General features: G+C 68.9%; 25 protein-coding genes. 18 read left to right on the top strand and 7 right to left on the bottom strand.

Annotated features, from left to right (window positions below; translation table 11 throughout):
• The first annotated feature begins 14 nt into the window (after nucleotides 1-14).
• From ahaH to G9C83_RS08605, 13 genes are all read left to right on the top strand, one after another.
• Nucleotides 15-347 (top strand): ATP synthase archaeal subunit H, encoded by a 333-nt coding sequence (gene ahaH, locus G9C83_RS08665; RefSeq protein ID WP_167245749.1) that lies wholly within the window; start codon nucleotides 15-17, stop codon nucleotides 345-347.
• Nucleotides 334-2,559, top strand: coding sequence for a V-type ATP synthase subunit I (locus G9C83_RS08660; RefSeq protein ID WP_167245748.1), 2,226 nt, complete (start codon nucleotides 334-336; stop codon nucleotides 2,557-2,559). Before ahaH ends, G9C83_RS08660 begins: the two co-directional genes overlap by 14 nt.
• A 5-nt stretch (nucleotides 2,560-2,564) precedes the next feature.
• On the top strand, nucleotides 2,565-2,834 hold the full coding sequence (locus tag G9C83_RS08655) for a F0F1 ATP synthase subunit C (RefSeq protein ID WP_167245747.1): 270 nt from the start codon (nucleotides 2,565-2,567) through the stop codon (nucleotides 2,832-2,834).
• Between the two features lie 22 nt (nucleotides 2,835-2,856).
• Nucleotides 2,857-3,444: a V-type ATP synthase subunit E gene (locus G9C83_RS08650; RefSeq protein WP_167245746.1), complete on the top strand. Its 588-nt coding sequence runs from the start codon at nucleotides 2,857-2,859 to the stop codon at nucleotides 3,442-3,444.
• Nucleotides 3,441-4,490 (top strand): V-type ATP synthase subunit C, encoded by a 1,050-nt coding sequence (locus G9C83_RS08645; protein WP_167245745.1) that lies wholly within the window; start codon nucleotides 3,441-3,443, stop codon nucleotides 4,488-4,490. Before G9C83_RS08650 ends, G9C83_RS08645 begins: the two co-directional genes overlap by 4 nt.
• Nucleotides 4,487-4,816, top strand: coding sequence for a V-type ATP synthase subunit F (locus G9C83_RS08640; RefSeq protein ID WP_167245744.1), 330 nt, complete (start codon nucleotides 4,487-4,489; stop codon nucleotides 4,814-4,816). Before G9C83_RS08645 ends, G9C83_RS08640 begins: the two co-directional genes overlap by 4 nt.
• A gap of 7 nt (nucleotides 4,817-4,823) precedes the next feature.
• Nucleotides 4,824-6,575, top strand: coding sequence for an ATP synthase subunit A (locus tag G9C83_RS08635; protein ID WP_167245743.1), 1,752 nt, complete (start codon nucleotides 4,824-4,826; stop codon nucleotides 6,573-6,575).
• A complete protein-coding gene (locus tag G9C83_RS08630) occupies nucleotides 6,575-7,993 on the top strand; it encodes an ATP synthase subunit B (RefSeq protein WP_167245742.1) in 1,419 nt (472 codons plus the stop codon). The genes G9C83_RS08635 and G9C83_RS08630 overlap by 1 nt, the downstream gene beginning before the upstream one ends.
• 98 nt (nucleotides 7,994-8,091) lie before the next feature.
• The gene (locus G9C83_RS16040; protein WP_167245741.1) at nucleotides 8,092-8,802 is read left to right on the top strand and encodes a lycopene cyclase domain-containing protein; all 711 of its coding nucleotides are present in this window, start codon (nucleotides 8,092-8,094) and stop codon (nucleotides 8,800-8,802) included.
• Complete coding sequence (locus G9C83_RS08620; RefSeq protein ID WP_347877791.1) at nucleotides 8,799-9,818, top strand: Brp/Blh family beta-carotene 15,15'-dioxygenase; 1,020 nt, start codon at nucleotides 8,799-8,801, stop codon at nucleotides 9,816-9,818. The genes G9C83_RS16040 and G9C83_RS08620 overlap by 4 nt, the downstream gene beginning before the upstream one ends.
• Nucleotides 9,819-9,885: 67 nt before the next feature.
• Nucleotides 9,886-10,566 (top strand): V-type ATP synthase subunit D, encoded by a 681-nt coding sequence (locus G9C83_RS08615; RefSeq protein WP_167245739.1) that lies wholly within the window; start codon nucleotides 9,886-9,888, stop codon nucleotides 10,564-10,566.
• Between the two features lie 60 nt (nucleotides 10,567-10,626).
• A complete protein-coding gene (locus G9C83_RS08610; protein WP_167245738.1) occupies nucleotides 10,627-11,019 on the top strand; it encodes a DUF6276 family protein in 393 nt (130 codons plus the stop codon).
• A 72-nt stretch (nucleotides 11,020-11,091) separates the two neighbouring features.
• Entirely contained in the window at nucleotides 11,092-11,577 is a 486-nt protein-coding gene (locus G9C83_RS08605) for a TRAM domain-containing protein (RefSeq protein ID WP_167245737.1), read from the top strand.
• On the opposite strand, the gene G9C83_RS08600 is transcribed toward G9C83_RS08605, so the two are convergent.
• Nucleotides 11,574-13,640: a hypothetical protein gene (locus G9C83_RS08600; RefSeq protein WP_167245736.1), complete on the bottom strand. Its 2,067-nt coding sequence runs from the start codon at nucleotides 13,638-13,640 to the stop codon at nucleotides 11,574-11,576. The genes G9C83_RS08605 and G9C83_RS08600 overlap by 4 nt on opposite strands.
• A 91-nt stretch (nucleotides 13,641-13,731) precedes the next feature.
• A complete protein-coding gene (locus tag G9C83_RS08595) occupies nucleotides 13,732-15,801 on the bottom strand; it encodes a hypothetical protein (RefSeq protein ID WP_167245735.1) in 2,070 nt (689 codons plus the stop codon).
• 120 nt (nucleotides 15,802-15,921) lie between these two features.
• Here G9C83_RS08595 and G9C83_RS08590 point away from each other — a divergent pair, with 120 nt between their 5' ends.
• On the top strand, nucleotides 15,922-16,392 hold the full coding sequence (locus G9C83_RS08590) for a Tfx family DNA-binding protein (RefSeq protein WP_167245734.1): 471 nt from the start codon (nucleotides 15,922-15,924) through the stop codon (nucleotides 16,390-16,392).
• Nucleotide 16,393: 1 nt separating this feature from the next.
• On the opposite strand, the gene G9C83_RS08585 is transcribed toward G9C83_RS08590, so the two are convergent.
• Nucleotides 16,394-17,389, bottom strand: coding sequence for a sugar phosphate nucleotidyltransferase (locus G9C83_RS08585; RefSeq protein ID WP_167247174.1), 996 nt, complete (start codon nucleotides 17,387-17,389; stop codon nucleotides 16,394-16,396).
• Nucleotides 17,390-17,537: 148 nt separating this feature from the next.
• On the opposite strand from G9C83_RS08585, the gene G9C83_RS08580 reads away from it, so the two are divergent.
• The 4 genes from G9C83_RS08580 to G9C83_RS08565 all read left to right on the top strand — a co-directional run bounded on the left by G9C83_RS08580 (nucleotide 17,538) and on the right by G9C83_RS08565 (nucleotide 20,193).
• Nucleotides 17,538-18,158 (top strand): LysE family translocator, encoded by a 621-nt coding sequence (locus G9C83_RS08580; RefSeq protein WP_167245733.1) that lies wholly within the window; start codon nucleotides 17,538-17,540, stop codon nucleotides 18,156-18,158.
• Nucleotides 18,159-18,220: 62 nt separating this feature from the next.
• On the top strand, nucleotides 18,221-19,153 hold the full coding sequence (locus G9C83_RS08575; protein ID WP_167245732.1) for a replication factor A: 933 nt from the start codon (nucleotides 18,221-18,223) through the stop codon (nucleotides 19,151-19,153).
• Nucleotide 19,154: 1 nt separating this feature from the next.
• Nucleotides 19,155-19,745, top strand: a complete 591-nt coding sequence (locus G9C83_RS08570) for an RPA family protein (protein ID WP_167245731.1) — start codon at nucleotides 19,155-19,157, stop codon at nucleotides 19,743-19,745.
• A 46-nt stretch (nucleotides 19,746-19,791) separates the two neighbouring features.
• Complete coding sequence (locus tag G9C83_RS08565) at nucleotides 19,792-20,193, top strand: CopG family transcriptional regulator (protein ID WP_167245730.1); 402 nt, start codon at nucleotides 19,792-19,794, stop codon at nucleotides 20,191-20,193.
• Here G9C83_RS08565 and G9C83_RS08560 read toward each other — a convergent pair whose 3' ends face one another.
• From G9C83_RS08560 to G9C83_RS08545, 4 genes are all read right to left on the bottom strand, one after another.
• Nucleotides 20,194-20,646 carry a DUF5814 domain-containing protein gene (locus tag G9C83_RS08560; RefSeq protein WP_167245729.1) on the bottom strand — a complete coding sequence of 151 codons (453 nt, stop codon included), beginning with the start codon at nucleotides 20,644-20,646 and terminating at the stop codon, nucleotides 20,194-20,196.
• A gap of 48 nt (nucleotides 20,647-20,694) precedes the next feature.
• Nucleotides 20,695-21,111, bottom strand: coding sequence for a low molecular weight phosphatase family protein (locus G9C83_RS08555; RefSeq protein WP_167245728.1), 417 nt, complete (start codon nucleotides 21,109-21,111; stop codon nucleotides 20,695-20,697).
• Nucleotides 21,112-21,201: 90 nt separating this feature from the next.
• The gene (gene arsB, locus G9C83_RS08550) at nucleotides 21,202-22,347 is read right to left on the bottom strand and encodes an ACR3 family arsenite efflux transporter (protein ID WP_167245727.1); all 1,146 of its coding nucleotides are present in this window, start codon (nucleotides 22,345-22,347) and stop codon (nucleotides 21,202-21,204) included.
• Nucleotides 22,340-22,729, bottom strand: coding sequence for a metalloregulator ArsR/SmtB family transcription factor (locus G9C83_RS08545; protein ID WP_167245726.1), 390 nt, complete (start codon nucleotides 22,727-22,729; stop codon nucleotides 22,340-22,342). The genes arsB and G9C83_RS08545 overlap by 8 nt, the downstream gene beginning before the upstream one ends.
• Between the last annotated feature and the right edge of the window lie 130 nt (nucleotides 22,730-22,859).

Raw genomic sequence — 22,859 nt, 5'->3', positions numbered from 1 at the left:
ACCGGTAAGAGTGTATGCCAAGGCCAGAGGTTCTTGAAGACATCAAATCGGCTGAATCGGACGCCGACGACATCGTGGCCGAGGCGGAGGAGGACCGGGAGCAACGGTTGTCCGAAGCCCGCCAGCGGGCCGATGAAATCCGCAGCGAGGCGGAAGAGGAGGCCCGCGAGCTGAAAGAACAGAAGCACGAAGAGGCACGCGAAGACATCGAGGCGGAGCGCGACCGCATCCTCGAGGAGGGCGAAGCCGAGCGCGAAGAGCTCGAAGCCCTCGCCGCCGAACACGAGGACGAGGCGGTCGCCTTCGCCGTCGAACGGTTCGAGGAGGCGGTACATGCTCAGACCTGAGCGAATGAGCAAGGTCTCGGTGACGGGCTCGAAGCGCGTGATGAGCGACGTCATCGAGACGATTCACGACCTGAATCTCGTCCACCTCTCCGACTACGACGGCGACATCGAGGGGTTCGAGAACGGGAACCCGATGGAGGGCGCGGACGAGGCCTCCGAGAAGCTCGTCACGGTGCGCTCGCTCGAATCGACGCTCGACGTCGACGAGGAGGACGCCGGTCCGACGCGCATCGTCACCGAGGACGCCCTCGAGACGGAACTCGAGGAGATCCGCGTGCAGGTCAACGACCTCGACGACCGCCGCGGCGAGCTCGAGGACGAGCTCCGCGAGGTCGACGAGCGAATCGACGCGGTCGCGCCGTTCGCGGACCTCGGCATCGACCTCGACCTGCTCGGCGGCTACGACAGCCTGCAGGTCGCAGTCGGTGAGGGCGACGCGGACGACGTCCGCGAGGCGCTCCGGACCGAGGAGGCCATCGAGTCCTACGAGGTCTTCGAGGGCGAGAACACGGCCGCGGCGTTCGCGTACCCGCGCCACGACGACCCGGACGCGCTCGACGACGCGCTCGTCGGCGTGGAGTTCGCGCGACTGGAAGTGCCGGACGCGGAGGCGAGTCCGGAGCAGTACGTCCAGGAACTCCGCCACGAACGCGACACCGTCGAGTCGAAGCTCGACAGCGTCGAGAACGAGCTCGAAGACCTCCGCGTGGAGCACGCGGGCTTCCTGCTGGCCGCCGAGGAGAAACTCTCCATCGACGTCCAGAAGACGGAGGTCCCGCTGCAGTTCGCGACCACCGAACGCGCGTTCGTCGCCGAGGGGTGGATTCCCAGCGACGAGTACGCGGAGTTCGTCGAGGCCGTCCAGGACGCCGTCGGCGACCACGCGGCCGTCGAGGAACTGGAGCGCGCCGACTACGAGCCGTCCGGTCACGGGCACCACGCGCCCGTCGAGGGCGGTCAAGAGGTCGACGACAGCGAAGTCGCCGCGGACGGCGGCACGGCCTCCGAGTTCGACGAGGACGACAGCCCACCGGTCATCCAGGACAACCCCGGCGCAGCGCGGCCGTTCGAGGCGCTGACCGAGGTCATCAACCGGCCGAAGTACACGGAGCTCGACCCGACCATCGTGCTGTTCCTGACGTTCCCCGCGTTCTACGGGTTCATGATCGGGGACCTCGGGTACGGCATCCTGTACGCCGCGCTCGGCTTCTGGCTGTACCGCGGGTTCGACAGCGAGATGATCTCGAAGCTCGGCGGCGTCGCGATGTGGGCCGGCGGATTCACGGCCCTGTTCGGCGTGCTGTACGGCGAGATCTTCGGTCTCCACCTCATCACGGAGTACGTGTGGAGCGGCGTGTTCGGCCTCGCCGACGCGCCCCTGAAGAAGGGCCTGCACGTTGGCGCGTTCGCCGAACTCTGGCTCGCGGCGAGCCTGCTGTTCGGCATCGCGCACCTCGCCATCGGCTACGTGTTCGGGCTCGTCAACGAGACGCGCTCGCACGGCGTCAAGACCGCCGTCACGGAGAGCGGCGGCCCGCTCCTGCTGATGGCAGGTGTCGGCGCGTGGCTGTTCAGCACGCACATGCAGTCCGGCGGCGGTCCGCGCCCCGAACTGCTGTACCGCGCGCTCGAGCTCCCGCCCGTCGTGGGCATCGCGGGGCTCGCGCTCGCGCTGCTCGGCCTCGTACTCGTGACGATCGGCGAGGGCGCCGCAGGGTTCCTCGAGAGCCCGACGTACGCGCTCGTCAACACCGTCTCCTACACGCGTATCGCCGCGGTCCTGCTCGCGAAGGCGGGGATGGCGTACGTCGTGAACCTGCTGGTGTTCGGCGCGTACGAAGTCGACCTGACGACCGAGGCGGCTCAGGCCCACGGGTACGAGCCGTACACCGCGGACTACCTGTTCGGGCTGTTCCCGACAGAGATCCAGCACGAGACCCACTTCATGCTGTTCAGTGGGCCGGGGAGCCACCAGGCCGAGTACTACTCGGTCGTGTTCGACGGCCTCATCCACATGGGCTGGGGCGGCGTGCTCGCTGGCGTGGTCGTGCTCGTGCTCGGCCACATGCTCGTGCTCGGACTCGGCGTCACATCCGCCGGCTTACAGGCTCTACGCCTGGAATACGTCGAGTTCTTTAACAAGTTTTATGAAGGCGGTGGCGAGAAGTACAACCCGTTCGGTTACCAGCGAAACTACACCACTGAGGACTAAGTAAAATGTTCGACACACTCGCAGAAGTCGCAACCGTCGCAGCACAGTCCGGGGGCAGCAGCCCCGCAATCACCCCGAAGTCCGCCGCCGCTCTCGCGGTCGGTCTCGCAGCCCTCGCCGCCGGGTACGCCGAGCGCGGCATCGGTAGCGCCGCAGTCGGCGCCATCGCGGAAGACCAGGACCTCTTCGGTACGGGCCTCATCCTGACGGTCCTCCCGGAGACGCTGGTCATTCTCGCGCTGGTCGTCGTGTTCGTCGTGCCGTCCGCATTCTAACAACCGTCCCCCCTCTCCATCTATGAGCCTGGAAACAGTAGTTGAGGACATTCGAGACGAGGCCCGCGAGCGCGCGAAGGAGATTCGGAACGACGCCGAATCCCGCGCCGACGACATCGTCGCGGAGGCGAAAGCCGACGCCGACGACATCGTCGCAGAGGCCGAAGCGGAGGCCGAGCGCGAAATCGAGCGCGAGCGCGAGCAGCGCGTCTCCAGCGCGAAACTCGAGGCCAAGCAGATGCGCCTCGAAGCGCGCCGGGACGCCCTCGCGGACGTCCGCGAGCTCGCCGAGGAGGAGATCGCCGACATCGACGGCGACGACCGCGAGGAACTCACTCGCGCGCTCCTCGACGCCGCGGCCGACGAGTTCGACGCCGACGCGGACGTCAGCGTCTACGGCCGCAGCGACGACGAGGCCCTCATCTCGGACATCCTCGACGATTACGACGGCTTCGAGTACGCCGGCGAGTACGACTGTCTCGGCGGCGTCGTTGTCGAGAGCGAGACGTCCCGGGTCCGCGTGAACAACACGTTCGACTCGGTCATCGACGACGTCTGGGAGAACAACCTGAAGGAAATCAGCGCACGCCTCTTCGACGAGGAGCGATGAGCGTGTACGGGTCGGCAAACTACGAGTACGTGGTCGCCCGCGTCCGCCACCGCCGAGCCAGCCTGTTCAGCGACGACGAGTACCGGAAGCTGCTCCGCATGGGCACGGGCGAGATCGCCCGGTTCATGGAGGAGACCCAGTACGAGGACGCGGTGAACGCGCTGGGCTCCCGGTTCAGCGGCGTCGACCTCATCGAGCACGCGCTCAACGAGACGCTCGCCGACGACTTCCAGGACCTGCTGCGGTACAGCGAGGGCCGGCTCTACGAGCAGGTCGCTCGCTACCTCCGCAAGTTCGACGCCTGGAACGTCAAGACGGTGCTGCGCGGGCGCTACTCGGAGGCGACCGACGCGGAGATCCGCACCGACCTCATCGAGGCCGGCGAGTTCGACGCGGACTTCCTCGACCGCCTGGTCGCGGCCGAATCCATCGAGGCCGTCGTCGACCTGCTCGACGACACGCTCTTCGGTACGTATCTCGAAGGCGCGTACGAGGCCTACGAGGAGTCCGGGACGCTCGTCCCGCTGGAGAACGCCATCGACCGAGCGTACTACGAGAACCTCGTACCCGACGCCTCCGCCCGCGGCGAGGCGGCGGCGCTGTACCGCGAGTTCCTGGAGGCCGAGATCGACTTCCGGAACGCGCGGAACGCGCTGCGGCTGGCGCGGTCGGGCGCCGACGTCGACCCGGCGGAGTACTTCATCGAGGGCGGCGCGCTGTTCGACCGGAAGGAGATCAGCCAGCTCGCCGCGGACCGCTCGGCGCTCGTCGGCCACATCCGAGACAGCCGGTACGGCGACGAGCTCTCGCGGGCGCTGGACGAACTGGAGGAGGCGGACAGCCTCATCGGCTTCGAGCACGCCCTCGACCGGGCGCTGCTGGAGTACTCCGACCACCTCTCGTACGTCTACCCGCTGTCGGTCTGCCCGGTGCTGGCGTACGTGCTCGCGAAGGAACGGGAAGTGGACAACATTCGCGCCATCGCTCGCGGCCGCGAGGCCGGTCTGAGCGAGGACGAAATCGAGGAGGAGCTCGTCATCCTATGAGCCAGGAAATCGCAGTGGTCGGCAGCCCGGAGTTCACGACCGGGTTCCGGCTCGCGGGCGTCCGGAAGTTCGAGAACGTCCCGCAGGACGAGAAAGACGAGGAACTCGACGACGCGGTCGAGTCGGTGCTCGAGGACGACGACGTCGGCATCGCGGTGATGCACGACGACGACCTCGACGCGCTCTCCCGACAGGTGCGCGAGGAAGTCGAGACGAGCGTAGAGCCGACGTTCGTGACCATCGGCGGCGGCGCCGCCGGCGGGAGCGGACTGCGCGACCAGATCAAGCGAGCCATCGGCATCGACCTGATGGCCGAGGAAGACTAATCAACGAATGAGTCAAGCAGAAGAAATCACGGACTCCGGCGTAATCGAGAGCGTGAGCGGTCCGGTCGTGACCGCCACGGACCTCGACGCCCAGATGAACGACGTCGTCTACGTCGGCGACGAAGGGCTGATGGGCGAGGTCATCGAAATCGAAGACGAGGTAACAACCATCCAGGTCTACGAGGAGACCTCGGGCGTCAGCCCGGGCGGCCCCGTGGACAACACGGGCGAACCCCTCACGGTCGACCTGGGGCCCGGCATGCTGGACTCCATCTACGACGGCGTCCAGCGCCCGCTGGACGTCCTCCAAGGCGAGATGGGGGCGTTCCTCGACCGCGGCGTCGACGCGCCCGGCATCGACCTCGAGAAGGAGTGGGAGTTCACCCCCGTCGTCGAGGAGGGCGACTACGTCGAGGCGGGTGACGTCCTCGGCACCGTCGACGAGACGATCAGCATCGAGCACAAGGTGCTCGTCCCGCCGCGCAGCGACGGCGGTGAAGTCGTCGACGTCGAGGACGGCTCGTACACGGTCGACGAGCCCATCGTCACGCTCGACAGCGGCGAGGAGATCACGATGCACCAGGAGTGGCCGGTCCGCCGCGCGCGTCCGACCGAGGACAAGCACACGCCGCGGACGCCGCTCGTCACCGGCCAGCGCATCCAGGACGGCCTGTTCCCGCTCGCGAAGGGCGGGACGGCCGCGATTCCGGGGCCGTTCGGCTCCGGGAAGACGGTCACCCAGCAGCAGCTCGCGAAGTGGTCCGACGCGGACATCGTCGTCTACATCGGCTGCGGCGAGCGCGGCAACGAGATGACCGAGGTCATCGAGGACTTCCCGGAGCTGGAGGACCCTCAGACCGGGAACCCGCTGATGGCCCGCACCTGCCTCATCGCGAACACGTCGAACATGCCGGTCGCGGCCCGCGAGTCCTGCATCTACACGGGCATCACCATCGCGGAGTACTACCGCGACATGGGCTACGACGTCGCGCTGATGGCGGACTCCACCTCGCGGTGGGCCGAGGCGATGCGCGAGATCTCCTCGCGGCTGGAGGAGATGCCGGGCGAGGAGGGGTACCCCGCGTACCTCGCCGCCCGCCTCGCGCAGTTCTACGAGCGCGCGGGCCTCTACACCACCCTCAACGACGAGGAGGGGTCGGTGTCCGTGGTCGGCGCGGTCAGCCCGCCGGGCGGCGACTTCTCGGAGCCGGTCACCCAGAACACGCTGCGCATCGTGAAGACGTTCTGGGCGCTGGACGCGGACCTCGCCGAGCGCCGTCACTTCCCCGCGATCAACTGGAACGAGTCGTACTCGCTGTACAAGGACCAGCTCGACGACTGGTGGCGCGAGAACGTCTCCGAGGATTTCCCGGAGGTCCGGCAGTGGGCCGTCGACGTCCTCGACGAGGAGACCGAACTGCAGGAGATCGTCCAGCTCGTCGGGAAGGACGCCCTCCCCGACGACCAGCAGCTCACCCTCGAGGTGGCGCGCTACCTCCGCGAGGCGTGGCTCCAGCAGAACGCGCTCCACGACGTCGACACGAACTGTGAGCCCGAGAAGACGTACAAGATGCTCACGGCCATCCAGACGTTCAACGACGAGGCCTTCGAGGCGCTCGAGGCCGGCGTCCCGGTCGACGAGATTCAGAACGTCGACGCGGCGCCGCGCCTGAACCGGATGGGCGTCCAGGAGGACTGGGAGGAGTACATCGAGGAACTGAAAGACGACCTCACCGAGCAACTACGGGACCTCTACTAATGAAAGAGTACAAGACAATCACCGAAGTCAGCGGCCCGCTGGTGTACGTCGACATCGACGAGCCGGTGGCCTACGACGAGATGGTGGAAATCGAGACGCCCGACGGCGAAGTCAAGCGCGGTCAGGTGCTCGAATCCAGCGACAAGTTCGTGGCCATCCAGGTGTTCGAGGGCACCGAGGGCATCGGACAGGACGCCTCGGTGCGGTTCCTCGGCGAAACCCTGAAGATGCCCGTGACCGAGGACCTCCTCGGTCGCGTGCTCGACGGCTCCGGCGAGCCCATCGACGGCGGCCCCGACATCGTCCCCGAAGAACGGCTGGACATCGTCGGCGAAGCGATCAACCCGCACGCCCGCGAGTACCCCGAGGAGTTCATCCAGACGGGGGTTTCGGCCATCGACGGCATGAACACGCTCGTACGCGGCCAGAAGCTCCCGATCTTCTCGGCGTCCGGGCTGCCCCACAGCGACCTCGCGCTCCAGATCGCCCGGCAGGCCTCCGTCCCGGAGGAAGAGGAGGGCGACGGCGAGGACAGCGAGTTCGCTGTCGTCTTCGGCGCGATGGGCATCACGGCCGAGGAGGCCAACGAGTTCATGGACGACTTCGAGCGCACGGGCGCGCTCGAACGCAGCGTCGTCTTCATGAACCTCGCGGACGACCCCGCCGTCGAGCGGACGGTCACGCCGCGGATGGCGCTGACGACCGCGGAGTACCTCGCCTTCGAGAAGGACTACCACGTCCTCGTCATCCTGACGGACATGACGAACTACTGCGAGGCGCTCCGCGAGATCGGCGCGGCACGCGAAGAGGTGCCGGGTCGCCGCGGGTACCCCGGGTACATGTACACGGACCTGGCGCAGCTCTACGAGCGCGCCGGCCGCATCGAGGGCCGGGAGGGTTCGGTCACTCAGATTCCCATCCTGACGATGCCGGGCGACGACGACACCCACCCGATTCCGGACCTCACGGGGTACATCACCGAGGGCCAGATCATGATGGACCGCGACCTGAACAGCCAGGGCGTCACGCCGCCCGTGAACGTCCTCCCGAGCCTGAGCCGGCTGATGGACGACGGCATCGGCGAGGGCCTCACGCGCGAGGACCACGGCGACATCTCCGACCAGCTGTACGCGGCGTACGCGGAAGGTGAGGACCTCCGCGACCTCGTGAACATCGTCGGTCGCGAGGCGCTCAGCGACCGCGACAACCTCTACCTCGACTTCGCGGACCGCTTCGAGGACGAGTTCGTCGACCAGGGCTTCGACACGAACCGCAGCGTGGAGGAGACCCTGGACCTCGGCTGGGAACTGCTCAGCCTGTTCCCGAAGGACGAGCTCAACCGCGTCGACGAGGAGCTCATCGAGCAGTACTACGTCGAGGACGAGTCCGAGGCCGAAGAGGCCGCGGCCGCGGACTGACGGCTCGACGCGGCGGTGCCGACCACGACCCGATTTTTCGAACGTGACGCACGCCGGCAGCCACGCGTGCGCGCACGAGACAACGCGAGGGGGGCTTGATGGCGACGTACCTCCAGTTCCTCGCGGTGGCCGTCGCACCGCCGTTGCTCGTCCTCGCCGCGCTACGGGCCCGTGACCGTCACGAGGACTGGTGGTCGCTGGCGGGCGTCGGCGTCTTGCTCGTGCTCGCGCTGGCGTACACGACCCCGTGGGACAACTACCTCGTGAGCCGGGGGGTCTGGACGTACGGCACGGGGACGGTGCTCGCGCGGCTGTGGCTCGCGCCCGTCGAGGAGTACGCGTTCGTCGCGGGCCAGACCGTCGTGACCGGGCTATGGGTCCAACGGGTGGCCGGTCCAGCCACTCCCGAGTTCCTGTCGTCGAAGCGCGACGTCGCCGCCGGCGTCGTCGGGGGCCTCGCCGTCACCGGCGCCGGACTCGCGTGCCTCGGGACGGCGGACACGTTCTACCTCGGCGCCATCCTCGCGTGGGCTGGCCCCGTGCTGGCGATGCAGTGGGGCGTCGGCTGGCGGTACCTCGCCGAGCGACCCCGCGTCGTCGCCGCGGGCGCGGGCGTGCCGACGCTGTACTTCTCGGTCGCCGACCGGTTCGCGCTCGCCGACGGCATCTGGACGCTCTCCCCCGAGTACACGACGGGGATCGCCGTCGCCGGCCTCCCCGTCGAAGAGGGCGCATTCTTCCTCGTGACCAACCTCTTCGTCGTGCAGGGGCTGGTGCTGTTCGACTGGGTGGTCGCGCGGTGGGAGTGACTCTCGACAGCTCGGTGCGAGACACGCTCACGGGGCCGACGCTCGCCGCCGGCTGGGTCGCGCTGTTCGTCGCGGCGCTGCCAGCGCTCGCGGGCGTCGAGCTATCGACGACCGTGCGGTACGCGCCGCTGGTCGCGAGCGTCGTCGTCTTCGGCCTGCCACACGGTGCCATCGACTACGTCGCGCTGCCGCGAGCGGTCGCGGGCCGCGTGACCGGGCGCTGGCTCGCCGCCGTCGGCGCGCTCTACCTCGTGCTCGGCGCCGCCTACGCGGCCGCGTGGTTCGCCGTCCCGGTCGCCGCGGCGTTCGCGTTCGTCGGCCTGACGTGGCTCCACTGGGGCCAGGGCGACGTCTACCCGCTGGCCGTGCTGTTGGACGCCGACTACCTCGACTCGCCGGCGCGGCGCGCGACGACCGGCCTCGTTCGCGGCGGCCTGCCGATGCTCGTACCGCTGCTCGGGAACCCGGAGACGTACCGGGAGGTGGTGGCGGCGTTCGCCGCGCCGTTCGGCGGCAGCGTCGGCGACCTCTGGCTGTTCGCGCCGGACGCGCGGCTCGCGCTCGGCGCCGGGTTCGCCGTCCTGACCGCGGGGACGCTGGCCGCGAACCGCCTCGCGACCGCGGAGTCGCCACCGACCGCGTGGCGAGTCGACGCCGCCGAGACCGTCGGCCTGTGGGCGTTCTTCCTCGCCGTCCCGCCGGTGTTCGCGGTGGGCGTCTACTTCTGTTTCTGGCACGCGGTCCGCCACGTCGCGCGCGCGGTCGCGGTCCACGACGGGTCGCGGGCGGCGCTGGCGGCCGGCGACCTGCGGGCGCCACTTCGCCGGTTCGGACGCGAGGCCGCGCCGCTGACCGCCGCCGCGCTGCTGCTGCTCGGCGGGCTCTACCTCGCCGTGCCGAACCCGCCGACCACGCTGTCGGGCGGCGCCGCGCTGTACCTCGTGTTCATCGCCGTGTTGACGCTGCCGCACGTCGCCGTGGTGGCGTGGATGGACCGCGCGCAAGGGCTCCTGTAGCGCTCCCGGCGGCAGCGACTGAAAACGTTTACCACCCTGCGCGGACAACCCACGACCAAGAGAACAGATGGCCCAGGACATCAAACCGACCCGGAAGAACCTCATGGAGATCGAGGACCGCATCGAACTCTCCGAGCGGGGCCACGACACGCTCGAACAGAAGCGCGACGGCCTCATCATGGAGTTCATGGACATCTTCGACCAGGCCCAGGACGTCCGCGAGGACGTCGAGGCCAACTACCAGACCGCCCAGAAGAAGATCAACATGGCGCGCGCGATGGAGGGCGACATGTCGGTCCGAGGTGCGGCCGCGGCGCTCGAAGAGCACCCCGAGATCACGGTGGAGTCCCGGAACATCATGGGCGTCGTCGTCCCCGAGATCGAATCCTCGAAGGTCCGCAAGAGCCTCGACGAGCGCGGCTACGGCATCCTCGGCACGAGCGCGCGCATCGACGAGGCCGCCGAGGCCTACGAGGACCTGCTGGAGACCATCGTGCTCGCGGCGGAAGTCGAGACCGCGATGAAGAAGATGCTCACGGAGATCGAGACCACCAAGCGCCGCGTGAACGCCCTGGAGTTCAAGCTCCTCCCCGAGCTCTACGAGGGCCAGGAGTACATCGAGCAGAAGCTCGAGGAGCAGGAGCGCGAGGAGATCTTCCGCATGAAGAAGGTCAAGGCGAAAAAAGAGGAGGAGGAAGACGAGGAGCGGGAAGCCGAGCAGGCACGCGAGGAAGCGCTCGCCGACTGATCTCTGCGGTCTCTCGTTTCCGTCCGCGCCGGCTAAGTACCGCCCGCGCGACGTCGAGGTATGAGCTGTCCGAACTGCGGCGGCGAGGAACTACAATTCCCGATTCCGGAAGCCGTCGCCGAGTACTTGCCCGACGACCGGCCGGCCGCGACGCTGTGCACGAACTGCCTCGCGGTGGCGCCGGCCGACGACGTACCCGACGAGTACCCGGATTTTACGCGCGTCAGCGACGCGTTCCCCGCGGACGGCGAGACGGGCGCCGGGCTCGCGTGCCTGCTCGCGCTGCTCGACCGGCTGGTCGTCCACCGCGAGGACGCCGAACGGGTCGCGACGGAGGCCGAGCGGCGCGGCGTCGACGTCCTGCTCTTCCTCGACAGGCTCGCCGGCGACTCGGGACTGGACCCCCAGCTCGACGTCGAGCGGCGTCGGCGCCAGCTCGAACAGCTCATCTGAGGTGGAAGCGCGCGACCACCGGCAGCGACGGCGTGCCGCAAGCGTTTAGCCCGCTGGTCAGTAATCACCTGTATGGCCGACTGTCCACTCGCCGACGAATGCCCCAGTTTCCAGGAGCAGATCGAGGGAATGGGGTGCCAGCACTACGGCGACCGCGGGGGGATGGAGTGGTGCAACCACTACAGCCAGCCCATCGAGGACCTGAAGACCGCGCCCGTGGTGCCCGGCCAGGAGGTCGTCCTCGAGGTCGACGACATGCACGAGAGCGGCGCCGGCGTCGGGCGGCAGGAGGAGAGCGGCTTCATCGTGATGGTCGACGGCGTGCTGCCGCCGGCCCGCGTGAAGGCCGAGGTGACGAAGGTGAAGCCGAACTACGCGCGCGCCGACCTCGTCGAGAAGCTCCCCGACGAGCCCGACGACGAGGAAGCGGACGCCGACGGCGACGACGAGGCGGCCAGCGAGGCCGACGAAGCCGACGAATCCGACGAGGGCGACAGCGGCGACGGCGGAGCGGACCGCGAGCGCCTCGGCAGCCGCGAGAACTTCTGGGGTAGCTAGCGGAACTCCTCGACCGCGAGGTGGTCGGTGAGGCGGACAGTCCCGTCGACGAGCACCGGAATTCCGGTGTCTCCGAAGAACGCTTCCAGTGCCGACTGCGGGAGTGTCGTCTCCCGCACGGACGCGTCGTGGACGTCCGTGGAGGTGTCCGTGTGTGCGTACGCCGTCATTCCACCCACGCCGCCCTTCCCGTGCGGGTAGTGACGGATAGACATCGGCCACGCCCCGGACGCCGCGTCGATGGCGTCGGTGTCGAACACGTGGAGGACGGAGATGTTGGAGTAGCTGCGTCGGACGCCGCTCCGTCCGTCGCCCAGAATGGTGTACCTGTCGGCCGGCGTGCCCGCGAGCTCGAGGGCGTCCAGAATCCCGTACAGCGGGAACCCCGCGCTGAGGAGGACGGCAGCCATCTCGCCAACCGACCGCGCGTCACCGTCGGCGACGTCGTCGACCGTGGCGATGCCGCCGGCGGCGCCGGCGGTCAACAGCGCCCGGCCCTGCTCGTAGGACCGACAGCCGTTCAGGAAGAACGCCTGCACCCCCGTCCTCGCTAACGTGCGGGTGTCCAGGGTCCCGTCCGGACACACCATTCCGGAGTCCGTGACGTGCCCCACGAAGTGGAAGTAGTCGACGTCCTCGTACAGCGCCTCCCGGAGTTCCGTCGTGGAGAGGTCCCGGGACACCCGCACGTTCGTCTCCTGGTAGGGGTGGGAGTCGAACAGGGAGACGTCGCCCCGCTGGAGCCGAGCGTCGTTGAACACGACGTGGACGTCGAGGGGGTCGTCCGCCGGCGCCGAGATGTCCCGGCGGAACGACCCCACCGTCGGGTTCGCCGCGCGGACCGCGTGCCCGGGCGCGACCCACGCGTGGCCGGGCGTTCCGGCGTCCTCGGGGACGACGACCGAGCGCATCGTGGGTGACGTCTCGCTCGCGGACCGCGCGAGCGCGCTGTCCGCTGACTGGAGGGCGTTCGGCGACGGCGAGAGGTCGACTGCCGACGCCCGCTGTGGCGGACTCCGCACCAGCGCCAGGTCGTCGAGTAGATACGGCAGTGCCGGCGCGTACGTCGGGTCTGCCGCGACGTCGGCGGTGTAGTGCCAATCGAGTAACCCCTCCGTCGCCGACCGCGGCACGTCGAGGTACTCGGCGGTCCGGTCGCCCAGCGGCAGTTCGAACAGCCGCTCGTAGTCCAGTGTAACTCGGTCTTCGAGTTCGTCGACGGTCGCCGTCCGGAACGGATAGACGCCCGCCGTTCGTACCGCACAGTCCAGCGCGAACACGTGCTCCAGCACGGAGCGAACGTCGCCAGCGAGGTCCGTCGTGTCGAACTCGTACGTCTCGCCGGCCGCCACCAGCCGCGGACGGCCACCGGGTTCGACGGTGGCGCCGAGGTAGTACGCCAGCGGCGCCACCGTGTAAATCGCGCCGTACTCCGGCGGCACCTCGATACGAACACCCGTCTCCGGCGGACTGACCTCCTCGGGAATGTAGAGCTCGCCGCCGCGCTCGATGGCGGGCGGATGCCCCCGCAGCGTCGGCCACGACCGGTCCGGCGACTGGGTCTTCAGCGCCGAACCCATCGTCGACACCGCCCGCATCAGATCCCGGGGGTCGTCCGTCGTCGTCACCGTCCCCGCCGGCGTCTCGTGGAACGAGCGCACGCCGAGAACCATCCGCGTCGGCGTCTCCGTACGGAGCGCCGTTCGACCGTTCCGGGTGCGCACGGTCGGCGTAGCGTCCTCGACGCGCACGTACAGTTTCCCGCCCGGCGGCGAGAAGTCCACCTCGTACGTCCCCCGCGGGAGGCGTTCTACCGACTCATCGGACTCGGCACGGTGGACGACCTCGCCGTCCTGCCAGAACACCGCGGCGACGAACACCGGCGCGTGGAGTTCCCTCGCCTCGACGGCGAACGCGGCGTCGACGGGCATCGTGAACACGTCGGTCGACGCCGGGGTCGGGTCGACCGCGCGGTCCGTCCGGAGCGGGAACTGCTCGCCTTCGGCGGTGTCGCGGACGCGGACACCGTCGTCCTCGTCGAGCGCGTCGACGTGAATCGTCACGTTTCGCGACTCCTGCCGACAGTCGGCCTCCAGCCCATACTGGGTGCTGGGGTGTTTCGAGTAAAAACATTCTGTCCGTGGTGGGGCCCAGTCATTCGAAGTCCTCCAGCGTCAGGTTCGACGTGTACCGGAGGTCGCCGTCGAGCAGAATGGGTGCCGGGGACGCGTCAAGCAGCTGTTCGAGCGCCGCGAGCGGGATTGAATTACGACGAACGCCACCGTTAGCGACGACTCCATCGACGGTGGGGTACGTGGGAACGACGAAGGTACCCATCCCGTTCTCGCCGTAGGGATACCGCTGGATGCTCACCGGGACGGTGTCGGAATCAGCGCCGAACTCGTCCGTATCGAAGGCGTACATCGACGGGGTTCCACTGGGGTTCCGACGGAACGCGAGCGTCCCGCTGCCGAGAATCGAGTAGCGCTCCGCGGGCGTGCCGGTACGGTCGAGTACGTCCAGAACCGCGTACAGCGGGAACCCGCTGTCCAGGAGCAGCGAGATGTCGTGCCCGACTCGGCCCGCTACGTCGTCGGCGACGTCGTCGACCGTGACGACACCACCGACGCTTCCCGCCGTCAACAGCGCGCGGCCCTGCTCGTAGGACCGGCAGCCGTTCAGGAAGAACGCCTTCACGCCAGTCCGAGCGAGCGTCCGCGTGTCCAGTGTCCCGTCCGGGCACACCATTCCTGAATCGGTAACGTGCCCCACGAAGTGGAGGAAGTCCGTCTCCGCATACAGCGCCTCCCGAAGCTCCGCCGTCGAGAGGTCGCGGGACACCCGCACGTCCGTCTCCGCGGTCTGGTGGGTATCGTAGGCGGTCTCGTCGCCGGCCTCGAGGCGTGCATCGTTGTAGACGACGTGCACGTCCAGTGGGTCGTCGCCCTGCGGCCAGTCGAGGCCGCGCCGGAACGACCCCACCGTCGGGTTCGCCGCGCTCGGGGAGAAGTCGCCGGCGACCCACGCGTGGCCGGGCGTCCCGGTGTCCGCCGGAACGACCCCGGAGAGCGGGTCCGCCGTAGCACTGGCGACCGACCGAGCGAGCGCGTCGTCGGTCCGCGGTTCCAGCGCGTTCGGTGACGGCGTCAGGTCGACCTCGGAAGCGCGCTGGGGCGGGCTCCGTACCAGCGCCATCTCGTCCAGCAGGTACGGGAGCGCCGGCGCGTACGACGGCGCCGCGGCCACGTCGGCGGTGTAGTGCCAGTCGAGCAAGCCCTCCGTCGCCGACCGCGGAATCTCGAGGTACTCGGCGGTCCGGTCGTCCAGCGGCAGCTCGAACAGCCGCTCGTAGTCCAACGTCACGCGCTCCGCCAGCCCGTCGGACGCCGCGGTTTCGAACGGGTAGATGCCCGCTGTCCGCACGACGCAGTCGAGGGTGAACACGTGCTCCAGCACGGACCGGACGTCGCCAGCGAGATCCGCGGTGTCGAACTCGTACGTCCCGCCGGCCGCGACCAGTCGCGGGTGGCCACCGGGTTCGACGGTGGCGCCGAGGTAGTACGCCAGCGGCGCCACCGTGTAGATCGCGCCGTACTCCGGCGGCACCTCGACGGTCACGCCCGTCTCCGGCGGACTGACTTCCTCGGGAATGGAGAGTTCGTCGCCGCGCTCGATGGCCGGCGGGTGCCCCCGCAGCGTCGGCCACGACCGGTCCGGCGACTGGGTCTTCAGCGCCGAACCCATCGTCGACACCGCCCGCATCAAGTCCCGCGGGTCGTCCGTCGTCGTCACCGTGGCGGCTGGCGTCTCGTGGAACGAGCGCACGCCGACGACAACCCGGCTCGCACCGCCGAAGTCGAGGTAGGTGTGGTCGCCGGTGTACTCGGCAGTCGGCGCACCGCCTTCGACGCGCACGTAGAGCTTCGCGGCGGGCGGCGAGAAGTCGATTTCGTACGTTCCGGCGGGTAGCTGCGGGGAGTCGTCGGGGGACGCGCGATCGACGACCTCGCCGTCCCGCCAGAACACCGCAGTCGTGATCACCGGCGCGTGGAGTTCGCCCGCGTCGATGGCGAACGCGGCATCGACGGGCATCGTAAACCCCTCCGTGCTCGCGGGTTCGGGGTTCGGCTCGCGGTCCGTGCGGAGCGCTACCGCTTCGCCTTCGGAAGTGTCGCGAACACGAATTCCGCGTTCGTCGTCGAGCGCGTCGACGCGAATCGTCACGCCCGACGACCCCGGCCCGCGGCCGGCCCTCGATTCATTGGTGGCAGAACGTTTCCGGTGCGTAAAAGCGTTCGGGGGTCGTCCACGGGGTTTTTGCGTTCCCCCGGCGTCGTCGGACGTATGGACGGGGAGGTTCCGGACGCCGACGAGGTGCTGGCGAGCGCGGGCTTCGACGCCGACGAGAGCGTGCTGACGCGGCGGCAGGCGGAGGTGCTGGCGCTCCGCGAGCGCGGCGCCGCCCAGGCCGACATCGCCGACCAGCTCGGGACCTCGCGCGCGAACATCTCGAAGGTGGAGGCGAGCGCGCGCGAGAACGTCGCGAAGGCCCGCGAGACGGTGGCGTTCGCGGCGGCGCTGCAGGCGCCCGTGCGCGTGGAAATCGACGCCGGCGCGGACCTCTACGACGTGCCGGACATGGTGTACGCGGCCTGCGACGACGCGAACGTGAAGGTGTCGCTGTCCGCGCCCGAAGTGATGAAACGCGTCAGCGACGCGGCGGGGTCGGCGGTGCGGGGCCGCGGCGTCCACGCGCCGCTGCTCGTCTCCGTGACCAGCGACGGCGACCTCCAGGTGCGAGAAGGCGACAGCTAACTCAGAACAGTTCGTCCTCGCGGAGTTCGGCGACGACTTCGCGGACGCGCTGAGCCTCGTCGGTGGGGACGACGAGCACGCGGTCGTCGAAGGCGGCGACGACGAGGTCGTCGGCGCCGACCACGGAGACGTGCTTGTCGTCGCTGGCGAGGACGTTCCCGGAGGCGTCGACTGCGAGGGAGTCGCCGAGCGTGGCGTTCTCTCCGTCGGCGAGCCGCAACAGCGCGTCCCACGCGCCGACGTCGTCCCACTCGAAGTCCGCGGGCACGACCCTGACGTCCGCCGCGCGCTCTAAGACCGCGTAGTCGACGCTCACCGGCTCGGTTTCCTCGAACGCGCCGTCGACGTCGCCCCCGGTTTCGAGTGCGTCGACGAGTGGTTCGAGCGGGCCGTCGCGGGCGGCGGCGAGGAACGCGTCGGGCGCCCACGCGAACATCCCCGCGTTCCAGAAACAGCCCGCGTCGAGGAGCTCCGCGGCGGTTTCCTCGTCGGGTTTCTCGCGGAACTGCGCGACCTCGTAGTGGTCGCCGCGGTCGTCGCCGGGCTGGATGTAGCCGTAGCCGGTGGCGGGCCTGTCGGGTTCGACGCCGAGCGTGACGAGCGCGTCCGTGCGCGCGGCCACGTCGGCGGCGGTTTCGGCTGTCGCGCGGAACCCGTCGCCGACGACGTGGTCGCTGGGCAGGCAGAGCAGGACGGCGTCGGGATAACGCTCGCGAATGTCGCTGGCGGCGTACGCGAGCGCCGGCCCGGTGTCGCGGCCCGCTGGCTCGACGAGGACGGACGCCTCGGGAACGATATCGCGGACGCGGTCGGCGTACGACTCGCGGGTGACGACGAACAGCTCGTCGGCGAAGCCGGCGCGGTCGGCGGTCCGGCGGAGGAGGCTGCGGTCGTCGTCGCCGAGCGCGAGGAACTGCTTCGGGCGGTGGCTACGGCTTGCCGGGTAGAGCCGCGTTCCCGTACCGCCTGCGAGCAGGACAGCGGCAGTGGTCACCACGTGGAACCACCGGCGGTCGCGAGCGTCGAGGAACGCGCGTCGGGCGAGCAGTGCATCGACTCGGGCTTGCACGCCTCGCGTTATAGGCCTGCGGGGCCGGATTGTGCCGACCGCGGGGCTTACCGTCCGGGGGCGCGTCCGGGCAGACGTGTTCGACGCGGGGTTCGCGGCGTTCGTGCTCGCTGCGGGCGCGCTCGTGCTCGCGCCGGGCCCGGACACCGTGCTGGTGCTGTCGGCGGGCGCGGCGGGCGGCCAGCGAGCGGGCGCGCTCGCGGCGCTCGGCGTCAGTACGGGCGTGCTCGTCCACACGGGACTCGTGGCGGTCGGCGTGGCCGCGCTGCTGGCCGCGTCGCCGGCGGCGTTCGCCGCACTGAAGCTCTGTGGCGGCGCGTACCTCTGCTGGCTGGGCGCGCGGACGCTCGCTGGCGGCGGCAGTCTCGGCGGTGAAAGTGAAGTGTCGCGGCCGTACGTCACGGGCGTGACGACGAACGTCCTGAACCCGAAGGTAGCGGTGTTCTTCCTCGCCTTTCTCCCGCAGTTCGTGGACGGCGGCGCGGCCACGAACGTGCCGGTGCTCGGCGCGACGTACGCCGTGCTCACCGCGGCCTACCTCGGCGCCGTCGGCGCGACCGCGGGCCGGGCGCGGTCGCTGTTCGACGACCACGCCACAGCGCTCCGAGTGCTGTCCGGAGCGGCCCTGCTCGCGCTCGGCCTCGGGGTGCTCGCGGAGGCCGCAGCGACCACTTTCACCCCGGTGGCGACAATTTAAATACCGTAGCGAACCAACGTCGATACGTCTCCCACCGAAAACACGCGGAGACGAATACGACCATGAGCGACCTTTCAGACACCGCTACGGAGATCCACGACGAGTTCTCCGAGCACGTCGACGCGACCGTCGACGACGTAGAAGAACGGCTACAGAAACTGGTCTCCGAGTACAAAGTCCCGCTCGACGAGGCGCGGCGCTCGGTCGAGAACCACTACCTCGACGAGGCCGGCCTCGACCGCGACGACCTCGCGGGCGGCGGCGGCAACGAGACCGTCCAGGTGGAGGACGTCGACGAACCCGAGCAGTGGGTCGACCTCACTGCGAAGGTCGTCGAACTCTGGGAGCCGCGCTCGGACTCCGTCGGGCAGGTCGGCCTGCTCGGCGACCCGACCGGCACGATCAAGTTCACGAAGTGGGCCAAATCCGACCTCCAGGACCTCCAGGAGGGTCAGACCTACCGCCTCGGGAACGTCGTCACCGACGAGTACCAGGGCCGGTACTCCGTGAAGCTCAACCGCACGACCTCGATCCAGGAGGTCGACGAGGACTTCGACGTCGGCGACAACGAAGACGTTGTCGAGGGCGCGCTCGTGGACATCCAGTCCGGGAGCGGGCTCATCAAGCGCTGCCCCGAGGAGGACTGCACGCGCGTCCTCCAGAACGGCCGCTGCAACGAGCACGGCGAGGTGGAGGGCGAGTTCGACCTCCGCATCAAGGGCGTGCTCGACGACGGCCGGGACGTCCACGAGGTCATCTTCGACGAGGAAGCCACCGAGGCGCTGACCGGCATCGGTCTCGAGGAGGCCAAGCAGATGGCCAAGGACGCCCTCGACACGACCGTCGTCGCCGACGAGATGCGCGAGACGGTCCTCGGGAGCTACTACCGCGTGACCGGCCCGACGTTCGGCCGGTACGTGCTCGCCAACGACACCGAACAGCTCGACGAACCCGCGGACCCGGAAGCCGTCCTCATCAAAGCGAGGTCGATGTGAAATGAGCAACGCACCCACTCGCGAGGTCGCGCGACGCGCCTTCGCCGCCGAGTTCAACGACGCCCAGTTCACGTTCAAGGAGTCCGACGACGAGCGCGCGCCGCTGTACGCGCTGCTGCCGACCGGCGAGCGCGCGAACCGCGTGTTCGTCGTCGGCACGCTCACCGAGACCGAGGACATCGGCGAGGATTCCGAGTACTGGCGGGGCCGCGTCGTCGACCCCACCGGGACGTTCTTCGTGTACGCGGGCCAGTACCAGCCGGACGCGGCGTCCGCGCTCCGGGACGCCGAGACGCCACAGTACGTCGCCGTGGTCGGGAAGCCGCGGACCTTCGAGACCGACGACGGGTCCGTGAACGTCTCCCTGCGGCCGGAGTCCATCACGAAGGTCGACGAGGCGACCCGGGACCGCTGGGTCGTCGAGACCGCCGAGCGCACGCTCGAACGCCTCGACGCGTTCGACGACGAAGGCAACGAGTACGCCGAGCGCGCCCGCGCCGAGTACGGCGAGGACGTCTCCGCGTACCGCCGCGCGCTCCTCGAAGCCTTAGAGGACTTCGACACAGAGGCGGACGTGCCGGCGGACGCGTGACCGTCTGACAAACAATTATAGGGCTCGTTTTCTTATCTCCGCTCGAATGGGGAACAAGAACAAGACCATCTCGTTCCGCGTGAACGAGGACACGTTCGACGCGCTCCGGGACATCGCCGAGGAGCGCGACCTCTCGCTGTCCGCGGTGTTCCGGAATTACGTCGACTCGCTGGTCGCCCACGACGGCCAGGTCCGGGTCGTCCCCGAGAACGAGCCCGAGGCTGTCGACGGCGAGGAGTTCCCGCCGAAGGTCGAGGTGTCGAAGAGCTTCGTGCGCGAGCACGAGCGCCTCGAACTGGAGGCCGAGCACCTCCGCGACCAGCTCGAAGAACACAAGCAGTACATCGACCACCTCCGCGAGCAGATCGAGGCCGACGGCGACGTCGAGGAGGTCATCCACCTCGAGGAGCTCGACGGCGACGACGACGAACCCTACCAGCTCGGGTAGCTACCGCGTGAGCTCGCGTTTCTCCCGGCTCGCGCGCTCGGCCTGCTCGCGGCGGCCGTCCACCTCGGCGAGGTCCTCGACGGCTTCGAGCGTGCGGACCGCGTCGTCGAGGAACGAGTAGAGGTCGCCCGGGTAGGCGTACACCATGTAGTCGGCGGTCATCACGTCGACCATCGACTCGGGGTCCAAGCCCTGCGCGCGGAGGTCGAGGAGGTACGCGACGAACTTCCGTTCGGGGTGCCCGCAGTAGGGGTTCGAGTCGCAGCCGCAGTCGAGGAAGTCCTCCGAGAAGTCCAGCACTTTGTCGCGGGTGGCTTCGTCGAGGTCCGAGAGGTCGCCCGTGAAGAGGATGTCCAGGGTCGCGCCGCTGAACGCGCTCTTCGGGAAGCGCGTGTCCAGCTGGGACGCGATCTGCCGGTGGTTCTTCACGTAGATTTTGTCCGTGACGGCCACAGTCACCCGACAGTAGGCGGCTGCCGTGGAAAAGCGTATCGTCCGCGTTCAGGCGGCGAGTTCGTCGAAGAGGTCGGCGACGCGCTCCCGGCTCTCGTCGCGAATCCGCGCGACGTCCTCGGGGGACCTGCCGTCCGGGTCGTCGAGGTCCCAGTCCCGGTTCTCGCCCGCCCAGCCCGCGGGGCAGACATCCTCCGCGGAACAGCCCATCGTGATCACGTAGTCCGCGTCCCGGACCTCCTCGAAGGTGACCTCTCGTGGCGTGCGGTCCGAGAGGTCGAAGCCGGCGTCGGCCATCGCGTCCACGACTTCCTCGTGGACGTGGTCGGCGGGGTCGGTACCACCGGTAACGAGGTCGATTTCGGCTTCGAGTCCGCGGTTCGCGCGCTCGCGCTCGGCGAACGCGTACGCCATCTGTGAGCGGCCGGCGTTCTGCACGCAGACGAACGCGACAGTGGTGGTCACGCGACCACCTCTCGCGGGGCGTGCAGAGCACGTCGCACCGCCGGTGCGACGACGTTCTGCACGCAGACGAACGCGAGGGTCGTCGGTGGCTCAGTCATCGGTAGGCGGGGTGTCGAGGCTGCCGGTGGTGTGGCCGGTCCAGTCGAACTTCCGCTGGAAGTACAGCGCGACGTTCACGAGCGCGAGCAGCACCGGAACCTCGATGAGCGGGCCGACGACGGTGGCGAACGCGACGCCGGAGCCGACGCCGAAGACGGCGACGGCGACGGCGATCGCGAGTTCGAAGTTGTTGCTCGCGGCGGTGAAGCCGATAGCGGTGGTCGTCGAGTAGTCCGCGCCGATGCCCTTCCCCATCCCGAAGCTCACGAGGAACATCACGACGAAGTAGACGGTCAGCGGCACCGCGATGAGGAGGACGTCGCCGGGTGCGGCGACGATGTTGCCGCCCTGCGTCGCGAACATCACGACGACGGTGAACAGCAGCGCGACGAGCGTCAGCGGGTCGATTTTCGGGACGAGCACGTCCTCGTACCACTCCTCGCTGCGGAGCCGCGTGCCGGCGTAGCGCGTGAGGAAGCCCGCCGCGAACGGGATGCCGAGGAAGACGACGATGGCCTCGAACACCTGCGTCGGGGTGACGTCGAACGTCGAGATGCCCGCGACCAGCGTCTCCATGCCGAGCAGCGGCGGCAGGAAGAGGGCGAAGAACCAGACGTAGACGCCGTACGTGAGAATCTGGAAGAGGCTGTTGAACGCGACGAGCCCGGTGACGTACTCGGTGGAGCCCTCCGCGAGTTCGTTCCAGACGAGCACCATCGCGATGCAGCGCGCCATCCCGATGAACACGAGCCCGAGGAAGTACTCGGGACGCGCCGGGAGGCCGGGGACGACGCCGCCGAAGAAGACGACGGCGAGCGCGAACATCAGCGTCGGACCGATGAGCCAGTTCTGCACGAGGCTCAGTCCGAGCACGCGCCAGTTGCTGAAGACGGCGCGGAGCTGCGAGTAGTCGGCCTTCGCGAGCGGCGGGTACATCATCAGGACGAGCCCGATCTCCACGAGGTGGAGGTCCTGGATGGGCCGCGTGACCGACGGCGCGACGTAGCCGAGGCCGACGCCGACCGCCATCGCGCCGAAAATCCAGACGGTGAGGTACTTGTCGAGGAAGTCCATCGAGCGCGGGTCGCCGCAGGCCTCGCAGTCGCAGTTCGGACCGTGCTCGTGGGCGTTACTCATCGGTGCCCCCGCGGTTGGCGGCCGCGAAGAGGTTGTCGGCGAGCGCGGTGGCGTCGTAGTACCGCCAGTTGCCGTCCTTCCGCCGGGTGACGAGCCCGGCGTCGACGAGGTCCGAGAGCGCGTGGCTGACGGCGCTGTCGGAGACGGCGACGAGCGGTTCGAGCTCGCAGACGCAGCGCTCGCCGTCGCTGGCGGCGAGCACGCGCGCGAGCCGGTAGCGGGTGTCGTTGCCGAGCACCGCGAACACGGACTGGGCGTCGTCGTCGAAGGCGTCGTCGGCGAGCGCGCGGAGTTCGCCGAGGCGCCGCTCGACGTCGCCGTCGCAGCACTCGCCGAGTTCGTCGGCGAGCAGCCGCCGCAGCCGGTCGGACGTCTGAGCCATACGCTCTATCTGTACGAGCGTTCAGATAGCTGTTGCGGTCTGAATTCTCGTTCAGATAGAGTCGGGCGGCGGGGAATCGTCGCGTGTCGTAACGTATTTGAATTCCAGTCGGTTAGAGACGGATGCAGTG

The sequence above is a fragment of the Halobacterium sp. R2-5 genome (assembly GCF_011734195.1).
Lineage (GTDB): Archaea > Halobacteriota > Halobacteria > Halobacteriales > Halobacteriaceae > Halobacterium.
Note: the sequence above shows the minus strand (reverse complement) of the source record. Positions and strands in the feature narration are given on the sequence as shown.

What these genes read in the sequence shown, in the direction of transcription:
- G9C83_RS08640 (WP_167245744.1), top strand. Translation starts at nt 4,487, where the DNA reads ATGAGCCAGGAAATCGCAGTGGTCGGCAGCCCGGAGTTCACGACCGGG.
- G9C83_RS16040 (WP_167245741.1), top strand. Translation starts at nt 8,092, where the DNA reads ATGGCGACGTACCTCCAGTTCCTCGCGGTGGCCGTCGCACCGCCGTTG.
- G9C83_RS08660 (WP_167245748.1), top strand. Translation starts at nt 334, where the DNA reads ATGCTCAGACCTGAGCGAATGAGCAAGGTCTCGGTGACGGGCTCGAAG.
- G9C83_RS08655 (WP_167245747.1), top strand. Translation starts at nt 2,565, where the DNA reads ATGTTCGACACACTCGCAGAAGTCGCAACCGTCGCAGCACAGTCCGGG.
- G9C83_RS08615 (WP_167245739.1), top strand. Translation starts at nt 9,886, where the DNA reads ATGGCCCAGGACATCAAACCGACCCGGAAGAACCTCATGGAGATCGAG.
- G9C83_RS08650 (WP_167245746.1), top strand. Translation starts at nt 2,857, where the DNA reads ATGAGCCTGGAAACAGTAGTTGAGGACATTCGAGACGAGGCCCGCGAG.
- G9C83_RS08605 (WP_167245737.1), top strand. Translation starts at nt 11,092, where the DNA reads ATGGCCGACTGTCCACTCGCCGACGAATGCCCCAGTTTCCAGGAGCAG.
- arsB (WP_167245727.1), bottom strand. Translation starts at nt 22,347, where the DNA reads ATGAGTAACGCCCACGAGCACGGTCCGAACTGCGACTGCGAGGCCTGC.
- G9C83_RS08570 (WP_167245731.1), top strand. Translation starts at nt 19,155, where the DNA reads ATGAGCAACGCACCCACTCGCGAGGTCGCGCGACGCGCCTTCGCCGCC.
- G9C83_RS08590 (WP_167245734.1), top strand. Translation starts at nt 15,922, where the DNA reads ATGGACGGGGAGGTTCCGGACGCCGACGAGGTGCTGGCGAGCGCGGGC.
- G9C83_RS08635 (WP_167245743.1), top strand. Translation starts at nt 4,824, where the DNA reads ATGAGTCAAGCAGAAGAAATCACGGACTCCGGCGTAATCGAGAGCGTG.
- G9C83_RS08630 (WP_167245742.1), top strand. Translation starts at nt 6,575, where the DNA reads ATGAAAGAGTACAAGACAATCACCGAAGTCAGCGGCCCGCTGGTGTAC.
- G9C83_RS08545 (WP_167245726.1), bottom strand. Translation starts at nt 22,729, where the DNA reads ATGGCTCAGACGTCCGACCGGCTGCGGCGGCTGCTCGCCGACGAACTC.
- G9C83_RS08575 (WP_167245732.1), top strand. Translation starts at nt 18,221, where the DNA reads ATGAGCGACCTTTCAGACACCGCTACGGAGATCCACGACGAGTTCTCC.
- G9C83_RS08645 (WP_167245745.1), top strand. Translation starts at nt 3,441, where the DNA reads ATGAGCGTGTACGGGTCGGCAAACTACGAGTACGTGGTCGCCCGCGTC.
- ahaH (WP_167245749.1), top strand. Translation starts at nt 15, where the DNA reads ATGCCAAGGCCAGAGGTTCTTGAAGACATCAAATCGGCTGAATCGGAC.
- G9C83_RS08610 (WP_167245738.1), top strand. Translation starts at nt 10,627, where the DNA reads ATGAGCTGTCCGAACTGCGGCGGCGAGGAACTACAATTCCCGATTCCG.
- G9C83_RS08565 (WP_167245730.1), top strand. Translation starts at nt 19,792, where the DNA reads ATGGGGAACAAGAACAAGACCATCTCGTTCCGCGTGAACGAGGACACG.